Raw genomic sequence first — 15,090 nt, 5'->3', positions numbered from 1 at the left:
TTGCAGGAATTTGCCAATAACGATTTGGCGACCCTGCTTTTTCGATCTCGACCGAAATGTATGGCGTCCTGCTAACCGTTTGCAATCACTTGCTTACCCACCGGTATCCTCAGCCCGCCGAAGGCCACGAGAACACCTAGTACGGCGGCCACCAGTGGCACCGCCAGCCCGTTGCGGAAGCCGTCGATCGTCAACTCGTCCGCTGCGGTCAGAACAGCCGCGACAACGGCCAGACCGAGCGCCGACCCGAACTGAAACGAGGTCGTCAGTACGCCGCTCGCCAACCCTTGCTCATCCTCGGAGACTCGCTCGGTCGCCGCGATCGTCAACGGCCCGTAGGCCAAGGCGAATGCGAGTCCCAGCAGCAGGAACGCCGGCAGCATCGCCGCAAAGCTCGATCCCAACGGCAGGAACGCCGCATAGGCGATGACAGCGAGCACGAACCCGCCGAACACGACCCGCCCGTTGCCGAAGCGATTCACCAGCCATGGCGTCAGCGTCGGCGCCAGCACCGAATCGATGCCGATCACCATCAACGCCAGCCCGGTCTCCAGTTCGGACCAGTGCCGCAACTCCTGCAGGTACAGCACCGCGATGAACTGGAATCCGACGAACGACCCGACCAGCAGGATCGCGCCGACATTGGCCCGGATCAGCGCCGTGTTCCGCAATATCCCCAACCGGATCAGCGGTGCCGCCACCCGCTTCTCGATCAGCACGAAGATCGCCAGCAAGACCAGACCACCGATACCGGTAGCCAATGTCTGTCCCGCCGATACATCCGGCGCCCGTACGACGGTTGCCACCAGCAACAACATTGCGACGGTCAGGGTGAGTGCACCGGTGAGGTCGAATCCCTGCCGTGGCACGACGGTCGGGGTGTCCCGTGGGATCAGCGCGATCGCCCCGGCCAGGATCACCGCCGAGACGATCACCGGCGCGAAGAAGACCCAGCGCCAGTCGATCGCGGTGAGCAGTCCGCCGGTGACCATGCCCAACGAGAATCCGCCGGCCGCGGTACCGGCGTACACGAGCAGGGCCTTGGTGCGTTGGGGGCCTTCGGGATAGGTGGTGGTGATGATGGACAGGCCGGCCGGGGTCATGAAGGCCGCGGCGATGCCGGTGACGAAGCGGGCCAGGATCAGCACCCAGCCCTCGTTGGCGAACCCGCCGAGGCCGCTGAACAGCAGGAACACGACCAGCCAGCCGACGAACATCCGGCGCCGGCCGAGCAGGTCCGCGGCCCGGCCGCCGAGCAGCACGAACCCGCCGTAGCTGAGCGCGTACGCGCTCACGATCCACTGCAGTTCACCGGTGGCCAGGCCGAGTTCGGCCCGGATGGACGGCAGTGCGACGCCCATCATCGAGACGTCGATGCCTTCCAGAAAGATCGCGCCGCAGAGCACGAACAGAACGGCCCAGGCGCGGCCGGTCAGCCGCTCCTGGGTGACGGTAGATGACACGAAGACTCCCTCGATTCATGGTTACCTCTTGTAACTAACCCCATCATCAGGAACTATGGGGAGTTGTGGAAGAAGGCACTTCAAAGGAACCGAGTCACTCCTGCTGCACCGAGGACGCGTTCCAGTGGGACACCAGGGAGGACTGCGACGTCCGGCAGATACTCGACCGGATCGGCGACAAGTGGTCCCTGCTGGTGATCGCACTGCTGGACAACCGGTGTATGCGGTTCACCGAGCTGAAGAAGACGATCGACGGGATCAGCCAGCGCATGCTCACAGTGACGTTGCGCCAGCTCGAGCGTGACGGCCTGGTGAGCCGGACCGTGTATCCCGTCGTACCCCCGCGGGTCGACTACGAGCTCACTCCGCTCGGCGTCACCCTGCACGCCACGATCCAGTCGCTCGTCACCTGGACCGAGACCCACCAGACCGAGATCGCCACCGCCCGGGCTAGGTACGACGCACAGGTGACCGTGTGAAGTTCGCCGGATGACCAGGTACGGCGACCAACGTCATAGCGGCCGCGATCACGGCGAATGCCGCCAGCGCGTTGAGGGTCAGCGGTAGATCGAGGAGCAGCGTCAGGGCGGGAGCGGCCAGCGCGCCGACTAGGAGAGCGAGGGAGTCGGCGGCGAAGAACAGGGCGCCGATGCGACCGAGCATGCCGGCCGGCGCGGTGCGCTGGATGGCTGTCTCGGCGATGATCAGAAGGATGCTGCCGGGCAGGCCGATGAGGGCCGCGGCGGCGATTGCCCAGGGGATGCCCGGAGCGTTGAAGAGGGCGAAGTAGGCGACTGCGGTGGCGAGCTGGGTGATGGCAAGCAGGTCGCGGATTCCCAACCAGGTTTGGGCTTTGGTGCTGAGTGCGGCACCGATCAGGTAGCCGGCGCCGAGGCCGGAGATCAGGTAACCGAGCACGTATCCGGGTGCGTGCAGGCGGTTGACCGTGAACGGGACGAGCAGAGCCGTCAGGCCCGCGTTCGCGGTGAGGAAGACCGTCTGGCCGAGCAGGATTCCACGTAGCGCTCGGTGCCGGGCGACGTACCGGAAACCGGCGAGTGGGTTGTCGATTCGCTCCGTGGTCGGATGCCGGTGGGTGCGGACGGTCGCGATGATTGCTGCTGACAACAAATAGCTGACGATGTCGACGGCGAGGACGAACTCGATGCCGGGTCCGGCCAGCAGGAGTGCGCCGAGTGGTGGTGCGGCGAGCCGGATCGCGCTTCCGGTGAAGGCGTTCAGGGCGTTGGCTGCCGCGAGTTCGTTGCCGGTGCCAACGACAGCCGGGAGCAGTGCGCGGGCGGCCGGTCGGAAGACGGTGGTGGCGGTGCTCTCGATCAGGATCGCCAGGTAGATCGGCCAGATCCGATCCGCGTCGGCGAAGAAGATCAGCGCGACCGCGGCCGCACTGACGAGGTCGGCGATCCACATCGCCCGGGTCAGATCGCAGCGGTCCAGGAGGACGCCGGCCCAGGGTCCGATGAGCAGGGCCGGTAGCGCCTCGAGAGCGAGGGCAAGGCCGGTGGCCACGGCGGATCCGGTCAGGTCGAACACGTGGAACGGGATTGCGACGACCAGCAGCCAGGAGCCGATCCCGGAGATCCCGCCACTGATCCACAGGTGGCGGAAGTCGCGGTTCCGAAGGGTCCTCACGAACCGGCAAGCTATCTTGATGAGATAGATCTTTGCAAGAGTGTTCTGTGAGAATATGCTGGCGTGGTGGAACTGGGTGAAGTCCTCCGGGAACGCCGGAAGGCGGCCGGTCGTACGATCGCGTCGGTCGCCGTCGACGCCGGCCTGTCCGTCCCCTACATCGCCAACCTGGAGAACGGCCGCGGCAACCCGACCGTCTCCGCGCTCGACCGGCTCGCGACCGCGCTCGGGGCCCAGCTGGAGGTGAGGATCGCCGACAAACCGCCACCGGGGTTGCCGTCGGTCGGGGCAGACGTTCTGGCTGCATCCCCTCGAGCCGCCCAGGTCGTCGCCACTCTCGCCGCGTCGCAGTCCCGCCCTCGTACTGCGGTCCGCGTCCACCTGATCGACGCTGTCGACTCTCTCGCAGCCGCTCTCGGTCGCCCGCCCGCGCCCTCCGATCTCGACCGCCTGCTGGATCTGCTCCTGCTCGCGGATCAGCCGTGACCGGACCGCCAGGCCATCACAACCGCGGCCTGCCTTGCGACCTGAGCGTGGGGTGCGGCGCGTCGCGCTGGATGTGATGGCCTGGCGATCCGCGGCGGCCCGTAGTGTCCTGGTATGGAGATCGGTGCGCGGATTGCCGCGGCTCAGTTGGCCGGATCGTCGAGATCGAAGCGGCAGATCGTGGCCGGGCCCCTGGTGGGCCTGTTGCACGAGGACGACGCCTGGTACCTGTCCGGCATGCTCGCGGCCGAACCAGGGAAGGCGTTCGATCCGGACGAGGTTCCGTGGGCCCTTGCCACCATTCGCCAGGCGTTCGCCGCCGAAGGTCGCTGGCTGAGCGCCGAACTCGTCGACGAAGCCAACCCCGGGCTGGCCGAACTCCTTGAGGCCAACGGCATGACGATCGTCTCCCACCCACCCCTTCTCGCCGTCGAACCGGCCGACCTGATCCTCCCGGAGCTCCCGGACGACGTCACCGCCGAGCTGGTCACGACCGACGAGGACCAAGCCGAGGCGAACGCGGTCTCGGCGGCCGCCTACGAGATGGAGGGCGCGGCTTTCAGCCGGCCCTCCGATCCGGTGAACGGCGGCTGCGTTCTCGTTCGCGTCGATGGTGTCGCCGCCGCCAGCGCATCCTGGACCGCCGTCGCGGACGCGGTCACCGAGGTCGCCGGCGTGGGCACGATCCACAGCCACCGTCGTCGCGGGCTCGGCGCGATCGCGACGGCGTACGCGACCAAGCAGGCTTTCGACCTCGCCGGCGCCACCCTCGCGTGGCTGACCCCCGGCGACGACGGCGCCGACCGCATCTACCGCCGTCTCGGCTACGCCCCAAAGGCAACCGCCGTACACCTAGGCGACCCAGGCGGCCACCTAACCGACCTCCGCTAAAGCCGCGGTCAGGATGGCAAGCGGAATTGCACCACTCACCAAGCTCAGCCGACAGGCCGCGTCAGCCGTCGGCTGAGCGCGAGCCGGGCGTGCGACGCCTGGTTGGTGAGTGCTGGAGATCCGGCTATCCCGAGGTGAGTAGCCGGATGATGCTCGTGCGGAGGGCGGTGGTCGCCTTCCTCGCCGGTAGGCGACCGGTTGCCACGGCTTCGCCGGCTGTGTGGCCGAGGGCGATCAGGGCTGAGACCAGCCAAGCGACCGGGAGTTCGCGGGTGATCTCGCCCGAGCGTTGACCACGCCGGATCAGTCGCTCGAACCGCTCGACCACCGGACCGTGGCGCTCGTCCTGCTCCAGTGACGGCGGCAGATGCAGCAGCAAGGGGTGTTGCTCGAATCCTCGCCAACCGAGGTCGATCAATGCCAGCACTGTGTCGAGCGGAGGGCCGTGGTCGAGATCGAGGGCGTCGATCGCCTGCACGGTCTCGCGGGTGAGCTCGTCGACGACCGCGGACAGCAGTACGTCGCGCGACGGGAAGTGCGCGTACACGGTCTGCCGGGTGACACCTGCCGCCTCGGCGACGCTCTCCATGCTCGCGTCGATCCGCTCGTCCAGCAACGTGATGGCTGCGGCCAGGATCGCGGTCCGGCTCCGATCCGCGTCCGCTCGCCGCCTTCTTCGCCGTACCGGCTCATCCTTTGACACCTTGTCAAGGTTAGCGGAGCGAGTTAACTTTGACGGTATGTCAGAATTAAGCGTGCAGGACTTCTTCGACTCGTTCACCAGGGAGGTCGTCGCGGGTGGTGATGCGGCGGCGATCGTGGATCGGTACTACACGCCGGATATCGAGCAGATCGTCGACGGCGTGACGCTCGACCGGCAGCGGCTGATCGACCATCTGCGGCCGGTGCGGAAGAACCTGGTGGCCTGGGAGTACGACGTCCACGAGGAGATGCGGTCGGGTGATCGGCTCGCGGCGCGGTTCACCATTCGCGCGGAGCTGCGGCGGGGGCGGACGGTCTCGACCGAGGTCTACCTGTTCGGCGAGGTGGCGCCGGACGGGCGGATTCGCCGTACGACGCAGGCGACGCGGGAGGTGAGTGCGCGATGAGCACGCAGGAGTTCCGTGTGCTGGGGATGAGCTGTGGTCACTGCGTGCGGTTCGTCACCGACGAACTCGAGGTGCTGCCCGGGGTCGAGTCGGTGACGGTCGACCTGACCGCTGAGCGGGTGACGGTCGTGAGCGATCGGGCGCTGGAGCCGGCCGCCGTCCGAATCGCGATCGAGGCAGCCGGCTACGAGCTCGCTGACCAGACCTAGGCCTCAGAAAAGTTCTGGGGGTGCTGTCGGATCGGAGTGGCGGTGTTCGTGGAAGTGGTGAGCGGACGCCTATGAGAGGGGCGGCCCACCGACCCGAACGGAACTGTGGCCATGAAACTGCCAGACGTGAAGAGGCTGTGCCGCGGTGGCGCAGAAGCTGCCGCAACGGACCTGGCTTGTCGGCGCGACGGGCCTCTACGCCTCAGCCCTGCTGAGCCTGTACTTCCTGCAGCCCGGCTCGATTCCGGCGGTCGGCGTGAGCTTCCTGGCCGGATCGATGCTGAGCGTCATGTTCGCGGTTCCGTACACGGCCTTCTACAGCCGTACGCCGCAGAAGCTCCTGGGCCGCGTCGGCAGCCTGGGCGCCGCCTACGGCTCCCTGGTCGGCGCGCTGGCCTCACTCGGATTCGGTCGGCTCATGCACAACCTTTCTGCCCCGCACGCGCTGCTGGCCTGCGCCCTGATCATGGGCGGTCTCGCGATCGCGTTGGCCTCCATGCCGTTCATGCGACTTCTGGACAACCCAGCCGAAGCGCCGGAGGCCGGCTACGAGCTCGCCGAGCTCGAGGCCGTGGCGCGGTAGATGAGCAGTACGACGCCGGAGTCGAAGGGCCGCGCGTCAGTCAGCTGCAGTGATTGCGGGGTCCCGTCGGGAAAGAGCCGGCGGCCGGTGCCGACCACGGTGGGGTAGACGAACAGGCGGTACTCGTCGACGAGGTCGGCCGCGATCAGCGCATGCGCGAGGCTGATGCTGCCGGTGCAGACGATGTCCTTGCCGGCTGAGGTTTTGAGCTCGCGTACGTCGTCCAGGTCGCGCAGGATCGTGGTCGGCTCCCACCCCGGCTCCCGCAGTGTGCTGGACACGACGTACTTGTGCACCTGGTTCAGGTACGCGGTCACCCCGGACGTGTCGTCCGTCTGCTGTGGCCAGTACTCGCGCATCGCCTCGAAGGTCAGGCGTCCGGTCAAGAACGCATCCGCCCGCGAGGCCTGCTCATTCAGTACGTCGAGAACGTCCGAGCCACCGTCCGCCGGGCCGAACCAGTCACCGGCCTCGACGACACCGTCCACGGTGACGTTCTGGGTGACGACCAGATCGCGCATCAGGGCTCCTCCGTTCTGACGGACCTGATCGCCACCCTTCCACAGTCAGCGGACGGTGAAGCCTGCCTTGCGGAAGGCGTCCGCGAGCGAGGTCTCGTCCATCGGGGTCTCGGTCTGCGATCCACCGCGACCTTGCCCGCCCTGACCGCGACCGCCCTGGCCGCCCGGTCCACGTCCGCCACGTCCACCCTGACCGCCGCCTCCCGGCCCACGGCCCTGCCCGCCACCCGGTCCACGGCCCTGACCACCGGGACCGCCTTGACCGCCGCCGGGTCCACGGCCGCCCTGGTTGGCCGCCGTACGGGAGCCGCCTGGGCGGCCGCCGGAGGTTGAGCCGAGTTCGTCGTCGAGGCGGAGGGTGAGGGAGATGCGGTTGCGCGGGATGTCGACCTCGAGCACCTTCACCTTGACGATGTCGCCGGGCTTGACCACCTCACGCGGGTCCTTGACGTAGTTCTTCGACAGAGCCGACACGTGCGCGAGCCCGTCCTGGTGGACACCGATGTCGATGAACGCCCCGAACGCGGCCACGTTGGTGACCTGACCCTCCAGCCGCATCCCCGGCTTGAGGTCGGCGATCTTGTCCACACCCTCGGCGAACACCGCGGTCTTGAACGCCGGCCGCGGGTCCCGGCCTGGCTTCTCCAGCTCGGCCAGGATGTCGGTCACCGTCGGCAGACCGAACATGTCGTCGACGAAGTCCGCTGCCTTCAGCCGCTTCAGCTCCGCCGACCCGATCAGCGCCTTCAGGTCCTGGCCGGTCGCGTCGAGGATCCGCCGGACCACCGGGTACGCCTCCGGGTGCACGCTGGACGCGTCGAGCGGGTCGTCGCCGTCGGGGATCCGGAGGAAGCCGGCCGCCTGCTCGAACGCCTTCGGGCCGAGCCGGGCGACCTCCTTCAGTGCCGTCCGGGAGGTGAACGGACCGTTCTGGTCGCGGTGCAGCACGATGTTGTCGGCCAGGCCGGGGGTGATACCGGAGACGCGGGTGAGCAGCGGCGCGGAGGCCGTGTTCAGGTCGACGCCGACCGCGTTCACGCAGTCCTCGACGACCGCGTCGAGGGAACGGGACAGCGAGTTCTCCGGCAGGTCGTGCTGGTACTGACCGACGCCGATCGACTTCGGGTCGATCTTCACCAGCTCGGCCAGCGGGTCCTGCAGCCGGCGCGCGATCGAGACCGCGCCGCGCAGCGACACGTCCATCCCGGGCAGCTCCTGCGAGGCGAACGCGGACGCGGAGTACACCGACGCGCCGGCCTCGGAGACGACGGCCTTGGTCAGCTTGAGCTCGGGGTGCTTGGCGATCAGCTCCCCGGCCAGCTTGTCCGTCTCGCGCGACGCCGTACCGTTGCCGATGGCAATGAGCTCGACGTTGTGCGCGGCCGCCAGCGCGGCCAGGGTGGCGATCGACTTGTCCCACTGGTTCTGCGGGACGTGCGGGTAGATGACGCCGGTGTTGACCACCTTGCCGGTCGCGTCCACCACGGCGACCTTCACGCCGGTCCGGAAGCCCGGGTCCAGGCCCATCGTCGCCCGGGTCCCGGCCGGGGCCGCGAGCAGCAGGTCGCGCAGGTTGGCCGCGAACACCCGGATCGCCTCGTCCTCGGCGATCTGCCGCAGCCGCATCCGCAGGTCGATGCCGAGGTGGACCAGGATCTTCGTCCGCCAGGCCCAGCGGACCGTCTCGACCAGCCACTTGTCGGCCGGACGGCCCTGGTTCTCCACCCCGACCTTGTGGGCGATGGTCGACTCGTACTCCGTCGGGCCGTCGACCTCGACGCCGGCCGGGAGCGGCTCGACGGTCAGCGTGAGCACGTCCTCCTTCTCACCGCGGAACATGGCCAGGATCCGGTGCGACGGCATCTTCGTGAACGGCTCGTCGAAGTCGAAGTAGTCCGAGAACTTCGCGCCCTCGGTCTCCTTGCCCTCCCGCACCGCCGACGCCAGCCGGCCCTGTGTCCACAGCCGCTCGCGCAGCTCGCCGATCAGGTCGGCGTCCTCGGCGAACCGCTCGACCAGGATCGCCCGCGCGCCGTCCAGCGCCGCCTGCGGATCCGCCACCCCGAGCTCGGGGTTGACGAACACCGCGGCGGCCGCGAGCGGCTCGACGCTCGGGTCCGACATCAGCCCGTCGGCCAGCGGCTCGAGGCCGGCCTCCCGGGCGATCATCGCCTTGGTACGGCGTTTGGGCTTGAACGGAAGGTAGATGTCCTCGAGCCGCGACTTGGTGTCCGCCGCCAGGATCGAGGCCTTCAGCGCGTCGTCGAGCTTGCCCTGGCTCTCGATCGACTCGAGCACCGTCTGCCGGCGCTCCTCCAGCTCGCGCAGATACCGCAGGCGTTCCTCGAGTGTGCGCAGCTGCGCGTCGTCGAGCATCCCGGTGACCTCTTTGCGGTACCGCGCGATGAACGGAACCGTCGACCCCTCGTCGAGCAACGCCACCGCTGCCCGCACCTGGTTCTCGCCGACCTCCAGCTCACTGGCGATCCGCTGCTCGACCGACTGCACCACCACTGTCCGATTCCCCTCTACCGACAAACTTGCCCCGGGCGACCCGCACCCGCGTGGCCCATATCCTTCCCCATCCCACCCCCCACTCCGAAACCCGATCCCCCACCCTGTGGACAAGTTCCGTGCAATGATCTCGCCACGGCCTGGGAGGAACGCATGGGTAAGTCCGACGAATACGTGGTGCGCACGCTGCCGCCACCGCGCGTCGTGCTGCGAATCCTCCAGGCGGTGGGAGGCGGCCGATGACCGAGAAGGTCGCGTCGCCCGGCCGCGGGCCGACCTGGATCGGCGTGCCCGCGTTGGTGTTGGTGCTGCTCGGCGTACTCGTGCTGGTCGACGTCACGTCCCGCCAACGGCTGAGCCGTGAGTTGCTGGACAGCGGGATCGAGACAGTGGCCGACTCGGTCCAGGTCGAGGTGACCGGCGGGGCGGGCCGTCCGGCGATCAGCGAAGTGCGGGTCGACTTCACGGCCGGCGGTGTGGACCGGATCCGGACCAACCTCGGCCACATCCAAGACGACCGGCAGGGAATGCCGGAAGGTGTGCAGACTCCCGCGGCCGGCACCCGCTACGCGATGCCACTGCACATCGTCTACCGGCAGTCCGACCCATCGACCGCGCTGGCCCTGACCGATGCCAGCAACTGGGCCACGGACAAGGACGCCCCACGCCTCGGCCTCGGTCTCCTCGGCGGCGGCGTGCTCCTCGTACTCCTGGCCATGCTCCTCCTGAGCATCGGCGCCCGCCGCCGCGGCCTCTCCTGGTGGCAGTGGTACGCCGAATCCCACGCCCGCCACCGTAAATAGACGAACTCCCCGCAACCACTGCGGGGAGTTCGTCGTACTGGCTCAGGCTGCTTCGAGGGCCAGGTCGTCGTCGGTGGCTTCGACTGGCTGCTTGGCTGGGCGCATCAGGGTGAGGGCGATGGCTACTGCGGTGGTGACGATGGCGGCGGCGATGGCGAAGGAGAGGTGGTAGCCGGAGGTCAGGGCTTCCAGGGGAGCCTTGCCGGCGGCGTCCAGGCCGGCGGTGCGGGTGGCGGACAGGGTGGCCAGGACGGCCAGGCCCAGGGCGGCGCCCACCTGGGCGGTGGTGCCGATGAGGCCGGAAGCCAGACCGGCGTCCTCGGGCTTCACGTCAGCCATCGACAGACCCATCAGAGCCGGGAAGCAGACGCCGGCACCGAGGCCCAGCAGGAGCAGCACGGGCAGCACGTGGACGACGTAGTTGCCGCCGACCGGTGCCTGGGTGAACAGGGCCAGGCCGATCACGATCAGCACCAGTCCGGCGATCATCGGGCGGCGCGGACCGAACCGCATGACCAGCTTCTCGGAGTACCGCACGGACAGCAGACCCATGACCACAGTGGTCGGCAGGAACGCCAGTCCGATCTCCAGAGCGTCGTACCCGAGAACCCGCTGCAGGTAGAGGGAGCCGAGGAAGAAGATGCCGAACATGCCCGAGGCGGACAGCGCCTGGATCAGGTTCGCGCCGGTCAGGTTGCGGGAGCGGAAGATCCGCAGCGGCACCAGCGGGTTGGCCGCGGTCGCCTCACGAACGATGAAGGCCGCCAGCAGGACAACCGTCACCAGGGCGAGGACGAGAGTCCGGGGAGCGGTCCAGCCGAGCTCGGCGGCCGGCTTGACGATGGTGAACACGCCGACCATCAGCGCCGCGGTGATCAGCACGGCCCCCGGTACGTCGGTGCCACGCCCCAGCCCGATGCCCTTGTCCTTCTCGATCAGCTTGAGGCCCAGTACGGCGGTCAGCGCGCCGATCGGCAGGTTGACGAAGAAGATCCAGTGCCAGTTGATCGCCTGGGTCAGGACGCCACCGGCGAGCAGCCCGATCGAGCCGCCGGCTGACGCCACGAAGGCGTAGACGCCGATCGCCTTGGCCTGCTCACGCGGTTCGGGGAACAGCGTCACGATCATGCCCAGGATGACCGCGGAGGTCAGCGCGCCGCCGACACCCTGGACGAAGCGGGCGATGACCAGCACCTCCTGCGACTGGGCGAGCCCGCACAGCACCGAGGCGGCGGTGAAGAGGATCAGGCCGCCGACGAAGACGCTCCGCCGGCCGAGCAGGTCGCCGAGCCGTCCGGCGAGCAGGAGCAGGCCGCCGAACGCGATCAGGTACGCGTTCACCACCCACGCCAGCGAGGAACTGGTGAAGCCGAGGTCGTCCTGGATGGCCGGCAGGGCGACGTTCACCACGGTGACGTCGAGCACGATCATCAACATGCCCGCGCAGAGGGTGTACAGCGCCAGCCAGCGCGAGCGGCCGCCCTGCGCGGCCGGCGTCGTCGCCAGGGTGTCGGTCGTCGCGTTCATGAGTGGTTCTCTCCTTGGTCTGTAGGGGCCTTACACCCTTACGTCGGACCAGGACCGCTCAGATTGACACGTCCCCCGAAGTTTTTCTGGACGGCTTCGTCAGCCAGTATCCGATCAGCGCCGGCACCAGCCCCGATCCGACCACGAACAGGGTCGGCAGCCTGGCCAGCAGTGCGAACCAGGTGAACAGACCGACCACCCCGCCCGCCACCGGCAGCGACCGGCGGAGCAGGAACAGGTTCGCGGCCCGGAACAGACTCTTCGTGGTCGTCTCGTCACCGGCATCAGGCAGTACGGCGAGCGCGCTCAGATACAGGCCGACGATCATCCCGGTCAGCGGGATCAGCACGGCCAGCGCGAAAATCCGGACCACACCGTCGCTGTACGCCCAGAACGCCAGGCCGAAGGCGAGCGCGATCCCGCCGAAGTACAGCCCGAGTCCTATCAGCCAGAACCGCCGGAAGGCCCACCGGAACTGCTGGAAGTACCGCCGCAGCAGCGCCGGCCGGTCCTGGCTGATCGCATCCGGCAGTACTCGCTGCATCGCGACCGCGGCCGGGAAGAGGGTGACGATGCCGAGACTGAGGACCAGGAAGACCAACTGCAACATGAGCAGGTCGCCGATCATCGTCAGCTTCGCCAGGACGGCGTTGGTCCGGCCAGCACCTTCCACCGATTGCCTCCTCATTCCGCACGGGCGTTCGATGATCGTATGATCACGATCAATCACGTGCCACATCACCAGGACACAGCACAGGGGTTCGCATGCTTGCACCGGAGCGCCACGAGCTGATCCTGCGGAGCCTGCGGCAGCACGGCCGGCTCCGGGTGACCGAGTTGGTCGCCGAGCTGGGCGTCTCCGCGATCACAGTACGCCGGGATCTCGCCGAGCTGGACTCGGCCGGTCTGCTCCGCCGGGTGCACGGCGGCGCGATCGGTCCCAGTGCCGAGGGGCGCAACGGCTCGCATGGCAGTCAGGTCACGATCGGGATCGTCGTACCGAGTGCGGCGACGTACTACTCCGACGTGATCCGCGGCGCCGAGGCGATGGCCGACCGGTACGGCGCCCGCCTCGTGCTCGGGGTGTCCAGCTATGACGTGGCGAAGGAGCAGGAGCGGATCGAGCGGGTGCTCGGTGTCGGCGTGGCCGGGCTGCTGCTCAGCACCGCGCTCGGTGATGGCGACGCGGACCGGATCGGATCGCTCCTGGACGACATCGACGCACCGCTGGTGCTGATGGAGCGGGCCTTCGGATTCCCCCAGGTGGCACGTGAATACGACCACGTCCGCACTGATCACGCGTACGGCGCGATGCTCGCGCTCCGGCATTTCGTCTCGCTCGGTCATCGGCGGATCGCGATCAACCTGCAGGCGACGGTGACGGCGTACTGGCTGCGGCGTGGGCTCGAGCAGGCCGCGTCGGCGTTGGACGTCGAGCTGTTCTTGTCCCCGGTCGATCTGCCGGCGCACGGCGACGATCCGGCCGCGCAGGCGCAGTTGGACGCGTTCCTGGCGGAGTGTGAGTCGTTCGGGAGCAGGGCGGTGCTCGTGCACTCCGACGAGCACGGTGCGCGGTTGGTGGAGCGTGCGATGGAGCGTGGTCTGCGGGTCCCCGAGGATCTCGCGGTCATCGCGTACAACGACGTGACTGCCGCGCTGGCCGTCGTACCGCTGACTGCTGTGTGCCCGCCGAAGTTCGCGCTTGGCGAGACTGCGTGCGAGCTCCTGCTGCGCAAACTCCAGGGCGGTCCGGCGCCGGTTCAGCACCTCAGCCTGCTGCCGTATCTGAACATCCGCACCTCGTGCGGGACGGCCCTCACGACGGAACCAGGCGTCGGCTTGTTCCGTAACTGATCGAATGTGATCATTCGAGCGCTGAGGTATTGACGAGGAAAGCCCTTTCCCATACTTTCGCTGCACTTGGGTGGTGGTCTGATCACGGGCCCCCGGCCGTAACACGGTTCGGCAGCGAAGGAGTTCCCCTGTGAGACGTGGTGTGGGACTGACCTTGCTGGCCGCGGCGCTCAGCGTGGTGGTCAGCAGTTGTGGCAACGGGGTGATCGACAAGAGTACGGACGGCGTCCCGCCGGCTGAGGCGACCGGGACGTTACGGGTGCTGATCCCGTCGTTCCCGCCCAGTACGGCGGGCCGGGAAGCGTTCCAGAAGGTCGTCGACGACTTCCACAAGACCTATCCGAAGATGAAGGTCGAACCGGACTTCGCGACGTACAAGAACCTGAACGAGAAGCTGTCCACCTCGATCGCGGCCGGTATCCCGTACGACGTGATGGTCACCGGCGTCGGCTGGGTCCAGCCGTTCGCGTCGAAGCGGATCTTCGAGGATCTGGGCAAGTACGGCGTGACGCCGGACGTGATCAAGGAGAAGAGCATCTCGGCCCTGATCCCGGCGGCGACGTACGACGGCAAACTGTTCGCCTACCCGCTGCTCGCCGACGCCCGCGCGGTCGCATTGCGCAAGAGCGCGTTCCGCGAGGCCGGTCTGGATCCGGACAAGCCGCCGACCTCGCTGGCCGAGATCAAGGTGGCGGCCGAGAAGCTGACCAAGCGGGACAAGGACGGCAACATCACCCGGAGCGGTTTCGACCTGGCCTCTGCGACTGGCTTCCGGCAGTCGTTCACCACCTTCCTGGCCTCCACCGGTACGCCGCTCTATGTCGGCGGCGAGCCGAACTTCAACAACAAGGAAGGCCTGGACACGCTGTTGTGGATCAAGTCGATGATCAACAACGTCCAGCCGTACGGCCAGCAGAACGCGGCCCAGCAACCCCTCGTGCTCAGTGGTGAGGCCGCGATGGGAATCGTCAACGGCGGCGTGGACTGCTCGGACAAGGGCCTCGGCCAGAAGACCTGCGACGACCTGAAGTTCTTCCGCTTCAACAGCGGCAAGGAGATCGAGTACGTCGGTGGCGACCTGGCGTCGATCGGATCGCGCAGCCGGCACAAGGACGCGGCCTGGGCGTTCATCCAGACGCTGATCAAGCCGACCACGCTGGACGCGGTCGCCAAGCTGAACAAGAAGCTCCCGGCCTACAAGGACGTGAGCAACTCACCGCAGGCGAAGTCGAACCCGTTGAGCCAGTTCACCGCCGACGGCCTGGGCTACGCGATCAACGAGAACGAAGTGCCGTCCAACTGGCTCGAGATGCGTGGCAACTTCGACATCCAGCTCACCCAGGCGGTCCTCGGTCAGAAGGATCCCGCCAAGGTGCTGGCCAACCTGGCAGGGCAGTCACGATGAGTGAGCGCAGCGAGCGAACAAAAAACGCAGCCAACATTGTGCTCGTGCCGGAGCCGAGCGCCAGCGAGGTGG

The 15,090-nt window shown here is 67.8% G+C and carries 16 protein-coding genes; 9 read left to right on the top strand and 7 right to left on the bottom strand.

Annotated elements, in window-relative coordinates:
- Positions 1-71 precede the first annotated feature (71 nt).
- Positions 72-1,463, bottom strand: a complete 1,392-nt coding sequence (locus tag V9K99_RS02660) for an MFS transporter (protein ID WP_337007576.1) — start codon at positions 1,461-1,463, stop codon at positions 72-74.
- A gap of 65 nt (positions 1,464-1,528) precedes the next feature.
- Between V9K99_RS02660 and V9K99_RS02655 the strand changes: the two genes are divergently transcribed.
- Positions 1,529-1,942, top strand: a complete 414-nt coding sequence (locus tag V9K99_RS02655) for a winged helix-turn-helix transcriptional regulator (RefSeq protein ID WP_337007575.1) — start codon at positions 1,529-1,531, stop codon at positions 1,940-1,942.
- On the opposite strand, the gene V9K99_RS02650 is transcribed toward V9K99_RS02655, so the two are convergent.
- Positions 1,914-3,116: an MFS transporter gene (locus tag V9K99_RS02650; protein WP_337007574.1), complete on the bottom strand. Its 1,203-nt coding sequence runs from the start codon at positions 3,114-3,116 to the stop codon at positions 1,914-1,916. The two genes, V9K99_RS02655 and V9K99_RS02650, sit on opposite strands and share 29 nt — an antisense overlap.
- Before the next feature lie 66 nt (positions 3,117-3,182).
- Here V9K99_RS02650 and V9K99_RS02645 point away from each other — a divergent pair, with 66 nt between their 5' ends.
- The gene (locus V9K99_RS02645) at positions 3,183-3,602 is read left to right on the top strand and encodes a helix-turn-helix domain-containing protein (RefSeq protein WP_337007573.1); all 420 of its coding nucleotides are present in this window, start codon (positions 3,183-3,185) and stop codon (positions 3,600-3,602) included.
- Positions 3,603-3,716: 114 nt separating this feature from the next.
- Positions 3,717-4,493 carry a GNAT family N-acetyltransferase gene (locus V9K99_RS02640; RefSeq protein WP_337007572.1) on the top strand — a complete coding sequence of 259 codons (777 nt, stop codon included), beginning with the start codon at positions 3,717-3,719 and terminating at the stop codon, positions 4,491-4,493.
- A gap of 124 nt (positions 4,494-4,617) precedes the next feature.
- Here V9K99_RS02640 and V9K99_RS02635 read toward each other — a convergent pair whose 3' ends face one another.
- On the bottom strand, positions 4,618-5,196 hold the full coding sequence (locus tag V9K99_RS02635) for a TetR/AcrR family transcriptional regulator (RefSeq protein WP_337007571.1): 579 nt from the start codon (positions 5,194-5,196) through the stop codon (positions 4,618-4,620).
- Positions 5,197-5,233: 37 nt separating this feature from the next.
- Between V9K99_RS02635 and V9K99_RS02630 the strand changes: the two genes are divergently transcribed.
- The 3 genes from V9K99_RS02630 (at position 5,234) to V9K99_RS02620 (ending at position 6,394) form a co-directional block, all read left to right on the top strand.
- Positions 5,234-5,602: a nuclear transport factor 2 family protein gene (locus tag V9K99_RS02630; protein ID WP_337007570.1), complete on the top strand. Its 369-nt coding sequence runs from the start codon at positions 5,234-5,236 to the stop codon at positions 5,600-5,602.
- Positions 5,599-5,811 carry a heavy-metal-associated domain-containing protein gene (locus V9K99_RS02625; protein WP_337007569.1) on the top strand — a complete coding sequence of 71 codons (213 nt, stop codon included), beginning with the start codon at positions 5,599-5,601 and terminating at the stop codon, positions 5,809-5,811. Before V9K99_RS02630 ends, V9K99_RS02625 begins: the two co-directional genes overlap by 4 nt.
- Before the next feature lie 145 nt (positions 5,812-5,956).
- Positions 5,957-6,394 carry a hypothetical protein gene (locus V9K99_RS02620; RefSeq protein WP_337007568.1) on the top strand — a complete coding sequence of 146 codons (438 nt, stop codon included), beginning with the start codon at positions 5,957-5,959 and terminating at the stop codon, positions 6,392-6,394.
- Here V9K99_RS02620 and V9K99_RS02615 read toward each other — a convergent pair.
- On the bottom strand, positions 6,358-6,915 hold the full coding sequence (locus V9K99_RS02615) for a dihydrofolate reductase family protein (protein WP_337007567.1): 558 nt from the start codon (positions 6,913-6,915) through the stop codon (positions 6,358-6,360). The two genes, V9K99_RS02620 and V9K99_RS02615, sit on opposite strands and share 37 nt — an antisense overlap.
- Before the next feature lie 45 nt (positions 6,916-6,960).
- A complete protein-coding gene (locus V9K99_RS02610) occupies positions 6,961-9,429 on the bottom strand; it encodes a Tex family protein (protein ID WP_337007566.1) in 2,469 nt (822 codons plus the stop codon).
- A gap of 239 nt (positions 9,430-9,668) precedes the next feature.
- Between V9K99_RS02610 and V9K99_RS02605 the strand changes: the two genes are divergently transcribed.
- On the top strand, positions 9,669-10,232 hold the full coding sequence (locus V9K99_RS02605; RefSeq protein ID WP_337007565.1) for a hypothetical protein: 564 nt from the start codon (positions 9,669-9,671) through the stop codon (positions 10,230-10,232).
- 42 nt (positions 10,233-10,274) lie between these two features.
- Here V9K99_RS02605 and V9K99_RS02600 read toward each other — a convergent pair whose 3' ends face one another.
- Positions 10,275-11,759, bottom strand: coding sequence for a DHA2 family efflux MFS transporter permease subunit (locus tag V9K99_RS02600; RefSeq protein ID WP_337007564.1), 1,485 nt, complete (start codon positions 11,757-11,759; stop codon positions 10,275-10,277).
- 58 nt (positions 11,760-11,817) lie between these two features.
- Positions 11,818-12,432 (bottom strand): DUF624 domain-containing protein, encoded by a 615-nt coding sequence (locus V9K99_RS02595; protein ID WP_337007563.1) that lies wholly within the window; start codon positions 12,430-12,432, stop codon positions 11,818-11,820.
- A 92-nt stretch (positions 12,433-12,524) separates the two neighbouring features.
- Here V9K99_RS02595 and V9K99_RS02590 point away from each other — a divergent pair, with 92 nt between their 5' ends.
- Entirely contained in the window at positions 12,525-13,613 is a 1,089-nt protein-coding gene (locus V9K99_RS02590; protein WP_337007562.1) for a substrate-binding domain-containing protein, read from the top strand.
- A gap of 130 nt (positions 13,614-13,743) precedes the next feature.
- Positions 13,744-15,018 (top strand): extracellular solute-binding protein, encoded by a 1,275-nt coding sequence (locus V9K99_RS02585; RefSeq protein WP_337007561.1) that lies wholly within the window; start codon positions 13,744-13,746, stop codon positions 15,016-15,018.
- The last annotated feature ends 72 nt before the right edge of the window (positions 15,019-15,090 follow it).

Source organism: Kribbella sp. CCNWLW201 (assembly GCF_037203805.1).
In the GTDB taxonomy this organism is placed as follows: Bacteria; Actinomycetota; Actinomycetes; order Propionibacteriales; family Kribbellaceae; genus Kribbella.
The sequence above is the reverse complement of the archived record's forward strand: the minus strand, read 5'-3'. Positions and strand labels throughout refer to the sequence as shown.